The organism is Sphaerisporangium album (assembly GCF_003323745.1).
Taxonomy (GTDB): domain Bacteria; phylum Actinomycetota; class Actinomycetes; order Streptosporangiales; family Streptosporangiaceae; genus Sphaerisporangium; species Sphaerisporangium album.
Genome location: NZ_QOIL01000005.1, coordinates 250,143 through 263,767, shown reverse-complemented (window position 1 = coordinate 263,767; position 13,625 = coordinate 250,143). Strand labels below are relative to the sequence as shown.

The following is a 13,625-nucleotide window of genomic DNA, read 5'->3' as shown; positions in this document are numbered from 1 at the left end:
GGGGGGTCAGTGGTCCGGGACCGGAGTCGAGCTGAAGTAGGGGGCTCGGGCCAGCTCGGCGAAGGCGCGCCCGGCGGCGACGGTGGAGTCGAAGCGGGTGTCCCCCCGCGGCGCGATCGGCGAGTCGAAGTACACCAGGGCCTTGATCTGCGGGTACCCGCGGATCTGCCGGCGGACCGAGTTGAAGAACGACACCTTGAACCCCGGGTCGCCATGCCGCTCGAACGCGCCCCACTCGGCCATCATGATCGGTTTGCCGGGGAAGCGCTGCTGCGTCCAGCGGTAGAAGCCGGGCCAGTCGGCGTGGTCGTCCCGCCTCTTGTCGACGAGGTTGGCGAAGTCGTTCACGCGGTGGTCGGCGTAGGGGTCCAGGCCGATCCAGTCGACCACGTCGTCACCGGGGTAGAGCCGCTCGAACCACGGCTTGGCGGCCCAGTTGGGCGCGCCCATGTAGGTCATGACCGTGACGGCGTTGCGCACGCCCTGGTCGCGCAGGCGCAGCACGACGTGGCGGTACATCGCGGCGTAGTCCTCGGCGGTCATGCCCGACCCGGGCTGCTCGCGTACGTCGTTCTCGGGCTCGTGGTGGATGGTCAGGAAGAAGCGGCGGGGAAGCCTGTGCCGGATCGTCGCGGCGATGCGGTCGATGCGGTCGTCGATCGCCCCGGAGGCGATCTCGGCCCAGGTGCGCCGCACAGAGGGCTTCCAGTTGATCAGCAGCAGCCGTTTCCTGGCGAGGCGGAGCTCCTCGGGAGTGGGGAACGGGTCCCAGCCCCGGTGGTACACGTGGACGATGTCGGCCCTGCGTCCCATGCGCTGCTCGGCGGCGGCGATGGCCTCGGTGGGCGGCCTGCCGCTGAAGACGTCGGGCGCGACGCCCCACCACGCGCCGCAGCTCGGGATCAGCTTGGCCGTGGCGACGCAGCCGGGGGCGCCGGTCGGGGCGGGCATCTCGGTGCCGGGGAGCCGGTCACTCGCGACGGTCCGCTCCGATGGTTTCACCGACGCCACGGCGTAGACGATCAAGCCGCATCCGGCGGCGAGCCCGATGCCGAAAAACCATATTCCCGCCACTCTACGCAAGACGACCAAACCTCCCTTTAATCGTTTCCTTAGAAGGCCGGTATTCACCTTCCCACTAAAGGCGACCGATCGGCCGGAAACTCGCCCCTCTCCTCTGAGCTGCGCCATCGCCCGGAGCGACATATCCCGATATCGGGGTCTGTACGCCCGGCCGCCGTCCACGAAAACGCTCGTATGCGATCCGAGAAATCTTGGGTTGTGCCTATAGTGCTCTGGATCTGTTCCCGGACGGGCGGCACTTTTCCCCGGCCTCCGAAACCCGCGAAAAACGCCCAATGCCACCGAACACGTATGAACAGCCCCGCACCGAGAGGCCTGCCGCTTCCATGAGTCACCCGGCGTCCTCAGTCCATGGCGTCCCCGGCCCGGCGACCGGGCGCGAGTTCGCCGACTTCCGGGCGATGCTGCTGCGGCGACGCGTCACGCTCGCCGGGTTCCTGCTCGCCGGCCTGTGCCTCGGCGGCCTCGCGCTCGCGCTGTCCCCCGCGTCCTACACCGCCACCGCCGAGATCCTCGTCTCCCCGACCGGCGTGCAGGACCAGACCAACCAGACCACCCAGCGCCAGCGCGAGCCGCTCAACCTCGACACCGAGGCGCAGATCGCCCGGTCCGCCGTCGTCGCCGCGCGGGCCGCGCGCACGCTCAAGGCCGGCGACCCCGAGACGCTCCGCGAGCGCGTCACCGTCACCGTCCCGCCGAACTCGGCGGTGCTGGAGGTCTCGTACACGGCCGGGGACCCGGTCAACGCCGCCGCCGGGGCGCAGGCGTTCGCCAAGGGCTACCTCGCCAACCGGGAGTCGACGGCCAAGCACGCCATCGACGCCCAGCTCAAGGCCCTGGCCGGCAAGCTCCGCCAGGTCGACTCCGCGCTCGCCGCCACCGTCGCCGGGCTGCCCCGCACGACGCCCGGCTCGGCCGCGCGCACCATCGCCGCCCAGCGGCAGAACGTCCTGAGCAGGCAGGTCTACGCCCTCACGCTCAAGTACGACGCGCTCAAGACCGTCGCCGTCACCCCCGGCAACGTCATCAGCGACGCCCGCCCGCCCGCCTCCCCCACCCAGCCGCGCCCGCCGCTCTACCTCGGCAGCGGGCTGTTCCTCGGCCTGCTCGCCGGCACCGGGGCCGCCATGCTGCGCGACCGCCTCGACACCCGGCTGAGGACGGCCGCCGACATCGAACGGCTCACCGGCCTGCCCGTCCTCGCCAAGGCCGGGAACGCCCGTGAGCTGCGCGAGCTGGCCGTGGCCGTCGCGCGGCACCTGCGCGACGGCGGCGAGCTGCTCGTACGCGGCGTGACCCCCGGCGTGGACCCCGAGCCCATCGCCGACGACCTGCGCCTCGCGCTCACCGGCCTCGCCCCCATCTGGGTGCGCACCGACCACGCCGCCCACGCGGACGCCGCCCTGCTCGTCGTCGAGAGCCGCGCGGCCCGCTCCAAGCAGCTCGCGCAGGCCGTCCGCCAGTTACGGCGCACCGAGATCTCGCCGCTCGGGGTGATCCTGCTGTCGGCCACCGCCGCGCCCGGCGACACCCGTCCCGGGCTCGGCCGCCGCAACCCGCCCGACTCCCCCGCCCGGGCCTCGTGAGCCCGGCGTGACACCGCCTCCCCCCCGGCGCACGGGCCCCGTCCGGATGCCCTCGCCCGCCGCCTGGCCCATCGCGGCGTTCCTCGTCGGCTACCCCGTCTGGTGGGCGCTCGGGTTCGGCGGGCTGTCGATCATCGTCGTCGCCTGCCCGATGGCCGTCGTCCTCTGGCGGCGCCGTCCGATCACCGTCCCCAAGGGCATGGGGCTGTGGATGCTGCTCATCGCCGGATACCTGGTGAGCGCCGTGATGCTCGACGAGACGCCCCCCGGCACGTACGGGGAGCTCGGCACCGGCCGCGTCCTCGGGTACACCATGCGGCTCGCGCTGTACCTCGCCCTGATGATCATGGTGCTCTACCTGGGCAACCTCACCGAGCGCGAGCTGCCCCAGCGGGCGCTGGTGGGCATGCTCGGCGTGCTCTTCCTCACCACCGTGGCGGGCGGGCTGCTCGGCGTCTTCGCGCCGCGCCTGGAGTTCACCTCGCCCGTCGAGTCGATCCTGCCGTCCTGGATCAGCGGCAACTCCTACGTGCGCAATCTGATCCACCCCACGGCGGCGCAGATCCAGCACGTACTCGGGCACGCGGCGCCGCGTCCCGAGGCCCCGTTCGAGTGGGCCAACGCCTGGGGCGGCAACCTGTCGGTGCTGCTGATCTGGTTCGTGGTGGGCTGGTGGACGTGGGGCGGGCCCGCGCGGCGGGCGGTGTGCGTGGCGGTCGTCGCGCTGTCGGCGATCCCGATCGTGTACTCGCTCAACCGGGGGCTGTGGGCGGGGCTCGCCGTCTCGGCGGCGTACGTGCTGGTGCGCGTGCGCCCGCGCCGGGGGTTCCTCGTCGGCGCGGGCCTCGCCTGCGGGGCGCTCGTGCTGGCCGCCGGGCCGCTGACCGACATCGTCGCCCAGCGCCTGGACAAACCGCACAGCAACCGCATCCGCGCGTTCACCGTCACCACCACGCTGGAGGCGGCCACCCACTCGCCGTTCATCGGGTACGGCAACACGCGCAACGCGTTCGGCAGCTACCAGACCATCACCACCGGCAAGACCGACTGGTGCGCCGAGTGCGGGCACCCGCCGCTCGGCAGCGACGGGCAACTGTGGCTGCTGCTGATCACGCAGGGCTTCACGGGCGCGGCGCTGTACATCGGGTTCTTCGCGGGCGCCATCCGCCGCTTCCGGCACGACCGCACACCGATCGGGCAGGCGGGGACGCTGGTCATGATCCTCGTGCTGCTCTACATGTTCATCTACGACGGCCTGGTCACGGCCCTCGGCCTCTACCTGATCTCCTACGCCCTCCTCTGGCGCAACGGCCACCGGCCGCCGCCACCGGCGATCCCCCATGACCCCGGCAGACCGGCCCCCTGGGACGGCACACCAGCCCCTGGGAACGGGACACCAATCCCCCGGGACGGCAGACCCGTCCGCGGGGACGGCACGCCGGCGACGGTGCCGATGACCGCACGGCCGACCATCCCCATGCGGGCCCCGGCGGCGAACCGATGAGGGACCGCCGCGCCCGTCTGAGCTACCTCGACGAGGTGATCACCCTGCTCTACCCGCCCGTGAACGCCGTCCCCCGGACACCTGGCCCGTACGAAGACACCGACCCCTCGGACCGCCTCCGCGCCACCGGTGAGCCCACTACCGCGTACGCGCTGACGCCGAGCCGGTTCCTGCCGCGGCGCCTCGTCCCCCGGTCCCGGTGGCTGCCCGGACGCCGCCGCCTGCCCGGCGGTTCCGGCACGATCGAGGGCCACCTGAGCGAGGTCTTCGGGCAGCACGTGGGGATCACCCTGCACGTACGCCCGGCCCGGCGCGCGAACCGCAAGCCCGTCCTGGAGGTCCGCGCGGCCACGGGCGAGCGCCTCGCCTTCGTCAAGATGGGGGACACCGACCGCGCCCGCGCCCTCGTCCGCCACGAGGCCATGACCCTCGCCCTGCTGGCGGTCACCCCGTTGAAGACGGTGGTCGTCCCCACGATCCTTCACCACGGCACCTGGAACGACCTGGAGGTCCTGGCCCTCTCCCCCCTCCCGATCCGGCGCCTCCGCCGCGTCCCCCACACCCTGTTCACCCAGGCCGTCGTAGAGATCGCCACCCTCGGCCTCCACCCCTCTCTCGGCACACCGGCCGCCTGCTCAGACCCGCTCGACACGATCACCGTCCGCCCAGAGCCCCCCGCCGCCACCGCCCGGTCCGGCCCTTCCGGCACCACGCCCCCCTCCCCCGGACCCCCCGGCACGGCGACCGCCGGGCCAGAACCGCTCGACACCGCGACGACACGGCCCGGACCGCTTGGCGGCCACTGCTGGCACGGGGACTTCTCACCGTGGAACATCGCGCCTTCCCCGGACGGGCGGCTGCTCGTGTGGGACTGGGAGCGGTTCGGCGGCGGGGTGCCGCTGGGGTTCGACGCGCTTCACCACTTCTTCCAGCGTGCGTTGCGGCGCATGCCCCCCGATATCGCCGCCGCCGCATGCCTCGCCCACGCCCTGCCCACGCTCGCGCCGTACGGCCTCTCGGCGGCCCAGGCCCGCGAGACGGCCGTCCACTACCTGATCACCCTGGCCGACCGTCACGAACGGGACGGCCACCACCCCCTCGGCCCGCCCTCACGGTGGCTGTCCCCCCTCGTCGACCCCCTGGAGGTCCTGACATGAACCCCGCGGTCAAACGCTCCGCGCACGCCGTCTCCCACACCGCCGGCCGGCTCACCGTGGGCGGACGGCTCCTGCCGTGTTTCCTGATCGTCGGGGCGCAGCGCTGCGGCACCACCTCCCTGTACCGAGCACTGGCCCAGCACCCGCTCGTCCTGAAACCGGTGCTGCGCAAGGGCGTCCACTACTTCGACATCGCATACGAGAAGGGGCTTTCCTGGTACCGCGCGCATTTCCCCCTCAAAACCACCGCCTACCGGCTGGAGCGCAGGTACGGCACGCGGCCGCTCGCCTTCGAGTCGTCTCCCTACTACCTGTTCCACCCGCTGTCCCCGTACCGCATGGCGCGCGACCTGCCCGGGGCGAAGATGATCGTGCTCGTCCGCGACCCGGTCGAGCGGGCGTACTCCGCCCACGCCCACGAGCTCGCGCGCGGGTTCGAGACGGAGCCGTCGTTCGAGCGCGCCGTCGAGTTGGAGCCGGCGCGGCTGGAAGGGGAGATCGAGCGGCTGTGCGCGGAGCCCTACGCGCGGAGCACCGCCCACCGCCACCACGCGTACGTCACCCGAGGCCAGTACGCCGAACAGCTCGCGCGGCTGGAGTCCGTGATGGGCCGCCGCCGCATCCTCGTGATCGACAGCGGACGCTTCTTCACCACGCCCGAGCCCGTGTACGACCAGGTCCTGGAGTTCCTGGGACTGCCGCGCCTGGGCGACCCCGTCTTCGAACGCCACAACGCCCGCCCACGCCCCACCACGATGCCCCACTCGCTAAGAAGAACCCTGTCCGACCACTTCCTCCCGTGGGACCACAAACTCCGCGACTGGCTCGGAGACACCCCGTCATGGCGCCGCTAGACCCCGGCCGTGCGCCATCAAGGGACGGCGGTGTGGCTTCCCTGGCGAAGGGAGGTCTCGCGGGGCTGGCCGGAGCGGTGGTCAGTGCCGGGGCGCAGATGCTGCTCATGGTCGTGCTCGCCCGGGGGCTGGACGCCGCGTCGGCGGGCGTGGTGTTCACGACGACGTCGCTGTGCCTGATGGTCGCCGGGATCCTGCGCCTGGACGCCGGGAACGGGTTGATCTACTTCATCGCCCGGACACGCGCGGAGCAGTACCGCGAAATTTCCCGATTCCTTCGGCCGGCCCTGACCCCGGTGGTGGTCCTGTCCCTCGTCGCGTCCGTTCTCGTGTATCTCGGCGCGGACCCCCTCGCCGCCCTGATATCGGGACCGACGGAACCTCCCAGGCCATCCGGAACATTTGGAGCCGTCGCGCTCACCGGCCCCTCCCCGGAGACGACCGCGACGATCCTGCGCACGCTCGCCCTCGCGCTCCCGGTCATCGTCTGCGCCGACCTGCTGGTCGCGGCGACGCGCGGCCTCGGGACGATGCGGCCGACGACGCTGCTCACCGGAATGCTGCACCCCGCGGCACAGCTCCTCCTCGTCGGGACCTTGGTCATGACCGGCGCGGCGGCCGGGCGGGCCTGGGCGATCCCGGCCGCCTGGTCCGCCCCGGCGCTCCCGGTCCTGCTCCTCGCCGCCCTCTGGTTACGCCGCCCGACACGGCACGCCTCAGGAACCAGGGGCAAGCACCGAAGGCGATCGACGCCGGATCTCCAAGCCGGCACAACCGGCCTCCATGACGTCGTCACGCCCCTCCATGGCACCGACCCTCCCGCCAAGGACCGCGGCACCTTCCACCTCGGCACCGCACCGCCCTCCCAGGACGACGCCACCCGGGCCCGCGGCGCCGCCGCCGAGTTCTGGCGGTACACAGGTCCCCGCGCGTTCGGCGGGGCCGTGCAGGCCGTGTTCCAGCGGCTCGACGTCGTCCTCGTGGCCCTCCTCGCCGGCCCGGCGGAGGCCGCCGTCTACACCGCCGCCACCCGCTTCAAGGTGGTCGGCCAGCTCGTCAACCAGGGCCTGGCCCAGGCCGCCCAGCCACGCCTGATCCTCGCCATGGCGGACGGCGACCTGCCCGTGGCGCGCAGGCTGTACCAGACGGCCACGATCTGGCTGGTCGTACTCACCTGGCCGATCTGGCTGGGATACGCCCTGCTCGCGCCGTGGCTGCTGCGGGCGTTCGGGGACGGCTACGACGGCGGGGCCATGGTGGCGGCCGTCCTCGGCGTGACGATGATGGTGGCGACGGCCTGCGGCATGGTGGACGTCGTCCTGACCGCCGCCGGGCACACCGCCTCCAGCATGGCCAACATGCTCACCGCGATCATGGTGACCATCGCCCTGGACATCGTCCTCGTCCCCTCGCACGGAGCGCTCGGCGCCGCACTCGGCTGGTCGGCCGGGGTCCTCGCCAAGAACCTCCTTCCCTTGTTCCAGATCTCCCGGGCCTACGGCCTGCGCCCCTTCGGCCCCCACACCATGCCGTCTCTCCGCCTGTGGCGCGGTGGGCCGCCACCTCGTCCCCAGAACACCACGCACGCACGGCACCTTCTGCTCGTGCACAGCACCTCGACTCCCCCCACCTCCGCCACGACACCTGTCCCACGAGAAGCCGAGACGACTTCATGAGCGACGACCCCGCGTACCGGACGAGCACCACCGCCGACCGGACGCGTCGGCGGCAGTCGGCCCCTGTGGGCCGGGCGCCCATTCTGGTGACCGGGCTGCCGAGGAGCGGGACGAGCTGGGCCGGGAAGATGCTCACGGCGGGCGGCGAGGCGGTGTACGTCAACGAACCGCTCAACCCCCAGCGCCCCCCGGGCCGCTCTCCCGGCGTGCTGAACGCGACCGTGCGCCACAGGTTCCAGTACATCTGCCCCGACGACGAGGACCCGTGGCTGCGCGCGTTCGCCGACACCGTGGCCCTGCGCTACCGCTACGCCGCCGAACTGCGCCGCAACCGCCGTCCCCGCGACCTCGCGCGCCTGGCGAAGAACGCCTCCGCCTTCACCCTCGGCCGGATCCGCGGCCGCCGGGCCCTGCTGGACGACCCGTTCGCCCTGTTCTCGGCGGGATGGTTCGCCGAACGGCTCGGGTGCCGCGTGGTCCTGATGGTCCGCGACCCGGTGTCCCTGGTGGCGAGCTGGCGGCGTCTCGGCTGGCGTGTGGACCCGGGCGAGCTGCTCGGGCAACCGCTGCTGGTCCGCGACCACCCGTACGCGCGGGCGCTGCGTCCTCTGGCAGGTTCGGAGGACCACCTCGCGACGACCTGCGCGCTGTGGAGCGTCGCCCGGGCCGCCGCCGAGAACCTGTCCGGACGCCACCCCGGCGTCCGCGTCGTCCCGTACGAGGACCTCGTGACCGACCCGGTGGGCCACTACCGCGACCTGTACACGTGGTGCGGCCTCACCTGGTCGGCTCGGGCGGAAAGAGCGATCAGACGGGCCTCCGCACCCGACACCGGCCGCCCGAAAACCGCGAACAGGGACACCTCAGACCAATCGGACACCTCAAACGATCCGAACACTCCGGGTACCGTCCCCGGAAGCCTGCGACAGGCACCGACCGCGCACACCGCCACGAAAGCGGCCCCGGCGCGGGGTTTCGCCTGGAACGGCCTGTCCCGCACCGCGTACCGGCCCATGGACCCGAGCCGGGCCCTCGCCGGCCACCGCGACCGGCTCACCCCCGAAGAGACCGCCCGAATCGGCGAACTGACCCGGACGTGGCGCGAATCCATCCACTAGCGAGCGGGAAAGGAGCCCCCCGGCGAACGTCAGTGGACACCGCGCCGGGAGCTACGCCACCGTCTGAGCAGTCGCTTCACCAGGCACATCGCGAGCAGGCCCAACGCGAACGGAAGATCGTCCACGAGGTACCGGCGTGCGAGGCGGCCAGGCTCGGCGCACAGGCGGAACAGCCACTCCAGCCCCGCCCGCTGCATCCACCGAGGCGCCCGCCGCACCACACCCGCCGCGAACGAGATGGCACCACCACAGCCGACGAACCAGGCCCCCGGCAGCTCGGCGCGCAGCACCCCGATCAGCCGGTCCTGCTTGGGGAAGCCGAGCCCCACGAACACCACGTCCGGGTCGGCGTGGACGAGCGCCTGCCGCACCGCCGCGAGCCCCTCCGCCGACTTCTCGAAGCCGTACGGCGGGGCGGCGCCGCCCGCGACGCGCAGCCCCGGGAAGCGGGCGCGCAGCGCCTCGGCGGCCTTGCACGGGATTCCGGGCGGCCCGCCCAGCAGGTAGATCGACAGGCCGTTGGCCGCGGCGGCCTCCGACAGCGACCAGATCAGGTCGGCGCCGGTGATGCGCGCGGGAACGGGCGTCCCCAGCAGCCTCGACGCCCATACCAGCGGCATGCCGTCGGGGACGGCGAGGTCGGCCCCCGCCACGATGGCCCGTACCTCCGGGTCCCGGGCGCAGGCGCGGCAGATGTCGACGTTGGGGGTGACGACATGGCCGCCCTCCCCCCGCCGCACCGCCGCGACGACGTGGCGCACCACCTCGTCCTCGGTGAGCGCGTCCATTGCGAGGCCCGCCACCACGACGCGGGACCTGCCGATCAAAGCATGAGAAGTCATCAGATTCCGTGCCCCCGGGTGTGCAGCGCGCTCAGCACGGAACGCGCCGGGACGAGACCGAGCGCCACCGCCAGCGCGATCGGCACGCGCGGCTCGCCCCAGCGGGCGGCGAACGCGCGCAGGGCCCACCGACCGGCCTCGCGGCGACGCCCCAGTGCCGCGTTGCAGAAGGCGAGCTGGCCGTAGATCCGCGCGGCGCCGCGCCGGTCGGCGGCGAGGCCGCGGTGCCGGGCGAGCATCCATTCGAGCCCGGCGATGCGGTCGGCCCAGCGGCTGACGTACGCGGAGCCGCCCCACCGGACGCGGACGAGCGGCCGGTCGACATGGACGATCGGATGGCGCGCGGCGGCGCGCAGCGCGAGATCCCAGTCCTCGTTCTGCCCGCCGGGCGCGCTCTCGTCCGGCCAGATGGAGCCGCGCCTGAACAGGAACGTCGAGGAGTGGACCATCATCATGCGGGACCGGGTGAGATGCGCGGCGGTGACGCGCCCGGTGCCCGCGAGGCGCGTGACGCGATGGGCGCCGTACTCGACCTCGATGGCGCAGGCGGCGAACTCGGCGTCCGGGTCGGCCGCGAGGGCGTCGAGCTGGGCGCTCAGCTTGCCGGGCAGCCACACGTCATCGTCGTCGCAGAAGGCGACCATCGGCGTGCCGAGGGCGGCGATGCCGGTGTTGCGCGCGCCGGGCAGCCCGGGGGTCAGCCGGTTCGCCAGGACGCGCACCCGGCCGGGCCACCGCGCGGCGACCTCGGCCACGTGCGCGGTCACCGCCGCGACGTCCCCGCGGTCGACGACCACGACGGCGTCCACACCTCCCGGGCACTCCTGCGCGAGCGCGGCGTGCAGCGCGGCCCGAAGCTGCTGGGGACGATCTCCCCGCGTCGGAACGACCACCCCGACGACCGGGGTCGCCGACGGCCCGCCCTCATCCCAGGGCATCGGCGCCCCGCAGTAGTCGGAGGACATTGGCGTCCGGCAGTGGTCCCCCGACATCGGCGCCCCGCGGTAGTCCAAGGACATCGGCACCGCGAACTCGGCCGGGTTCATCGGCACTCCTGGGCGGCGACCCCCGCCGTGAGCCACGGAGCGACGGCGCCCTCGGGCGTGCGGCGGTCGCGCGGGCGGTAGCCGTACTGGAGCATCAACGGCCAGGTCAGCGCGGTCACGAGCCAGCGGTGCAGGCGGGGCTGGCGGTCGCACCAGTTGTCGTCCCTGGACAGATCCAGCGGCCCGGCCGCGAAGCGCATGGGGTTGCCCGCGCACGTGTGGGCGACCGACAGCTCGGCCACCCCCTGCCGCAGGAAGGTCACCGCCACGCCGCCGAGCCCGAGCCGGGTGAGCAAGGCCTGCATCACGGCGGGCGGGTCGGCCAGCAGGTCCTCGTACCGGACGCGGATGACGGTGCCGCCGCGCCTGGCCAGCAGCTCGAACGCGAGGTTCTGCACGAGCCAGTGGACGGCCGTCCACGCCGACGGCCAGCGCGTCATGGGCGTGCCGTCCTCGGGCCGGGTGATCTGCTTGCGCCAGGAGTACGCCACCGCGCGCGGGTCACGCACCACGTGGACCACGCTCATATCGACCACCGGGGACGTACGCAGGCAGAACGCGAGGGAGGCGTGCTTGCTGGAGTCGACGACCACACGACCGCCCGCGACCTGCGCCGCCGCCTCGTACACCCGCGAGTACGCCCGCGTGTAACCGCTGAGCCCGACCCGGCACCGGCGGGCCGCGAGGGCGGGGATGTGCCTGGTGCGGTCGACGCGCCGCCTCAGCGTGAGAATGCGATCGGCCAGGCCCGTCGACCAGCCGCCGAACGCGCGGATGCCGACCCTGCGCCAGAAGGGACACGTGGTGAAAGGCTCGCCGCAGCCGCACGGCTCCTTGCCGATGACACCGCGTTCCCAGAGATGGACCACCTCCCCGAGCGGCGCCACCCCCGGCACCTCGCCCAGCAGCCGCTCCAGCAGCGTGGTGCCACTGCGCCCCAGCCCACCTATGAAGATCACTCGAACACCCACCGGCCCGGACCCCCAAGGAAACACCAACACGGAACGTGCTGACGCTAGCGCGGAGAGTAATCACCAGGTGCGAAAACAGTAAAGGATCTACACACCTAACGGGCACGACGCGATGGTGTTCCACCACGACCCGTCCGGATTCCGGAGGGATCGGGGCAGATCATGCCCTCGCACACCGGCCCCACGGAGAGTAGGAGAAGGTCGCCGAGTGGGCGTTTCAGGCTATAAATCGGGCGAATAGCGATGAGGCGGATTAAACGGTCGAGAAAGCACGAGTGACGCCACAGGACTGGATTAACATATCGATCGGATAACCGGAAGTGACGATCCCGTCCACGGCCTGTCGAGTCGTATGGCCGAAATCTAGACTGCTACTCGCAGCATCATCGCTTTCTGGGGCGGCATGGGATGAAGCGTCTTGCCATCAGGGTGACGGGCGCCGCGCTCGCTATGTTGATCTTGGCGGCCGGAGCGGCGTATTTCCTGCTGAGGCCCTCTGAATCCGTCCGGCTGAATCTCGTGGCCGACACGCAGGTGGTGGCCCTTACATTGCCCGGCGAGCCGTCGGGATCATGCGGCACGCGGGTGTGCCGCACCATTCTGCGCGTCGACAAAGGCGACACGACGAGGTCCATCGGCGCGACGCCTCAGACCGCGCTGCCGGAGGGCGTGCGACTCGCCTACTGGGGGTGCGGCGAGGGGCCGGGAGCGGCCACCTGCACGGTTCGCCCGGATCGCGACACGACGATCTGCGTGACGACCACCGGCCCCGCCGACGTGGCACGGAACGCGTGCGGAACCAGACCCGGCACACCGGTCGCCGAGGCGCCGGGCAAGCTCTCCGTCGTTTTCAGGACAAAATGGAAGATCGAACTGTCCGGAAACTTCGACGAGCCCTGCGCGAACGGCGGTGCCCTGGGAAAGAGGTGCGAGATCGCGATCAAACCCGGCAAGATCTATTATCTGCGCGCCCAATTCGAGAAGGCCGCCGCCGACCCCTATCCACAGGCCGGCCGCGCCTGGGATTTCCACTACGTGACCTATGAGGGCTGTAACAGCGGCATGGGGCACGCGGACGCGATCACGTGCGTCGTCTTCGGCGCGCCGGCCGCCACCACCGTCTGCGTGTCCTCCGGCGACCCGGTGGAGGAGAAACTGGCGCGCGAATGCCTCCCCTACCGCAGGGCGGGAACCCCGTGATCGGCCGCCTGGCGAGACGCGTCGCCGCCGCGGGGTGCGTGCTCGCCGTCGCCGCCTGCGGGGCGAACGAGGCCCGCGACGATCCCACCCTGCCGCCCTCCACGTCTGCGTCCACATCTACGGCCACGGCCTCCCGGGACGTGCCCCTGGTGGTGCTCATGCCGACCGCGTGGAGCTCCGGAATTGGCTCCGACATCCCGGGCCAGACCTTCTGCCCCGATGTCCGGGAACGCGGCAAGGCCCCGCCGCAGACCACCGTGTCCTGCAGGTTCGTCGTTCCGCGCGGCATGGTCGTCCACCTCACCGCCAAGGTCCGCAAGCTGCATCCCGTCCTGGTCGGGGAGAACGAATCCGTCAGGCTCAGCCTCTGCCGCAACGGATCGTGGTCCGAGGCGACCCGGACGGCGACCTGCACGGTCACCGTGACGACAGGGACGGTGTTGTGCCTGGACGAGAACCAGTTCAGCTCCGCCGTCGAGTGCCCGTGGGTGGAGCAGGGCTACGCGCGGTTGCCGGCGACCGTTCCGCCCGGCTTCACCCCCGGCCCGCATACGGCGGCGCGCCCGGACGAGCCGCTGAGCTGATCAG

General features: G+C 72.2%; 12 protein-coding genes. 8 read left to right on the top strand and 4 right to left on the bottom strand.

Features of this window, described 5'->3' with window-relative positions:
* Positions 1 to 6: 6 nt before the first annotated feature.
* Complete coding sequence (locus tag DQ384_RS11195; protein ID WP_245966378.1) at positions 7 to 1,026, bottom strand: glycoside hydrolase family 26 protein; 1,020 nt, start codon at positions 1,024 to 1,026, stop codon at positions 7 to 9.
* 383 nt (positions 1,027 to 1,409) lie between these two features.
* Here DQ384_RS11195 and DQ384_RS11190 point away from each other — a divergent pair, with 383 nt between their 5' ends.
* Genes DQ384_RS11190 through DQ384_RS11165 form a run of 6 tightly spaced genes read left to right on the top strand, consistent with a single transcriptional unit; the run spans position 1,410 to position 8,978 of the window.
* Positions 1,410 to 2,669, top strand: coding sequence for a YveK family protein (locus tag DQ384_RS11190; RefSeq protein WP_181871152.1), 1,260 nt, complete (start codon positions 1,410 to 1,412; stop codon positions 2,667 to 2,669).
* A 7-nt stretch (positions 2,670 to 2,676) separates the two neighbouring features.
* Complete coding sequence (locus tag DQ384_RS11185; protein WP_181871151.1) at positions 2,677 to 4,173, top strand: O-antigen ligase family protein; 1,497 nt, start codon at positions 2,677 to 2,679, stop codon at positions 4,171 to 4,173.
* Positions 4,170 to 5,330, top strand: coding sequence for a hypothetical protein (locus DQ384_RS41190; protein WP_181871150.1), 1,161 nt, complete (start codon positions 4,170 to 4,172; stop codon positions 5,328 to 5,330). The genes DQ384_RS11185 and DQ384_RS41190 overlap by 4 nt, the downstream gene beginning before the upstream one ends.
* Complete coding sequence (locus DQ384_RS11175; RefSeq protein ID WP_114028657.1) at positions 5,327 to 6,184, top strand: sulfotransferase domain-containing protein; 858 nt, start codon at positions 5,327 to 5,329, stop codon at positions 6,182 to 6,184. The genes DQ384_RS41190 and DQ384_RS11175 overlap by 4 nt, the downstream gene beginning before the upstream one ends.
* A 32-nt stretch (positions 6,185 to 6,216) precedes the next feature.
* Positions 6,217 to 7,860, top strand: coding sequence for a lipopolysaccharide biosynthesis protein (locus tag DQ384_RS11170; protein ID WP_245966377.1), 1,644 nt, complete (start codon positions 6,217 to 6,219; stop codon positions 7,858 to 7,860).
* Positions 7,857 to 8,978 carry a sulfotransferase gene (locus DQ384_RS11165; protein WP_245966376.1) on the top strand — a complete coding sequence of 374 codons (1,122 nt, stop codon included), beginning with the start codon at positions 7,857 to 7,859 and terminating at the stop codon, positions 8,976 to 8,978. Before DQ384_RS11170 ends, DQ384_RS11165 begins: the two co-directional genes overlap by 4 nt.
* A gap of 29 nt (positions 8,979 to 9,007) precedes the next feature.
* On the opposite strand, the gene DQ384_RS11160 is transcribed toward DQ384_RS11165, so the two are convergent.
* Genes DQ384_RS11160 through DQ384_RS11150 form a run of 3 tightly spaced genes read right to left on the bottom strand, consistent with a single transcriptional unit; the run spans position 9,008 to position 11,825 of the window.
* A complete protein-coding gene (locus DQ384_RS11160; RefSeq protein WP_114028656.1) occupies positions 9,008 to 9,820 on the bottom strand; it encodes a WecB/TagA/CpsF family glycosyltransferase in 813 nt (270 codons plus the stop codon).
* A complete protein-coding gene (locus tag DQ384_RS11155) occupies positions 9,820 to 10,866 on the bottom strand; it encodes a glycosyltransferase family 2 protein (RefSeq protein ID WP_245966375.1) in 1,047 nt (348 codons plus the stop codon). The genes DQ384_RS11160 and DQ384_RS11155 overlap by 1 nt, the downstream gene beginning before the upstream one ends.
* Positions 10,863 to 11,825 (bottom strand): sulfotransferase family protein, encoded by a 963-nt coding sequence (locus DQ384_RS11150; RefSeq protein WP_245966374.1) that lies wholly within the window; start codon positions 11,823 to 11,825, stop codon positions 10,863 to 10,865. Before DQ384_RS11150 ends, DQ384_RS11155 begins: the two co-directional genes overlap by 4 nt.
* Before the next feature lie 420 nt (positions 11,826 to 12,245).
* Here DQ384_RS11150 and DQ384_RS11145 point away from each other — a divergent pair, with 420 nt between their 5' ends.
* Both DQ384_RS11145 and DQ384_RS11140 read left to right on the top strand, forming a co-directional pair.
* Positions 12,246 to 13,037 carry a hypothetical protein gene (locus DQ384_RS11145; RefSeq protein WP_147268741.1) on the top strand — a complete coding sequence of 264 codons (792 nt, stop codon included), beginning with the start codon at positions 12,246 to 12,248 and terminating at the stop codon, positions 13,035 to 13,037.
* Entirely contained in the window at positions 13,004 to 13,621 is a 618-nt protein-coding gene (locus tag DQ384_RS11140) for a hypothetical protein (protein WP_147268740.1), read from the top strand. The genes DQ384_RS11145 and DQ384_RS11140 overlap by 34 nt, the downstream gene beginning before the upstream one ends.
* Positions 13,622 to 13,625 lie beyond the last annotated feature (4 nt).

Excerpts from the sequence above, each read along its gene's own strand:
- DQ384_RS11190 (WP_181871152.1), top strand. The coding sequence starts at position 1,410 with ATGAGTCACCCGGCGTCCTCAGTCCATGGCGTCCCCGGCCCGGCGACC.
- DQ384_RS41190 (WP_181871150.1), top strand. The coding sequence starts at position 4,170 with ATGAGGGACCGCCGCGCCCGTCTGAGCTACCTCGACGAGGTGATCACC.
- DQ384_RS11175 (WP_114028657.1), top strand. The coding sequence starts at position 5,327 with ATGAACCCCGCGGTCAAACGCTCCGCGCACGCCGTCTCCCACACCGCC.
- DQ384_RS11165 (WP_245966376.1), top strand. The coding sequence starts at position 7,857 with ATGAGCGACGACCCCGCGTACCGGACGAGCACCACCGCCGACCGGACG.
- DQ384_RS11160 (WP_114028656.1), bottom strand. The coding sequence starts at position 9,820 with ATGACTTCTCATGCTTTGATCGGCAGGTCCCGCGTCGTGGTGGCGGGC.
- DQ384_RS11155 (WP_245966375.1), bottom strand. The coding sequence starts at position 10,866 with ATGAACCCGGCCGAGTTCGCGGTGCCGATGTCCTTGGACTACCGCGGG.
- DQ384_RS11145 (WP_147268741.1), top strand. The coding sequence starts at position 12,246 with ATGAAGCGTCTTGCCATCAGGGTGACGGGCGCCGCGCTCGCTATGTTG.
- DQ384_RS11140 (WP_147268740.1), top strand. The coding sequence starts at position 13,004 with ATGCCTCCCCTACCGCAGGGCGGGAACCCCGTGATCGGCCGCCTGGCG.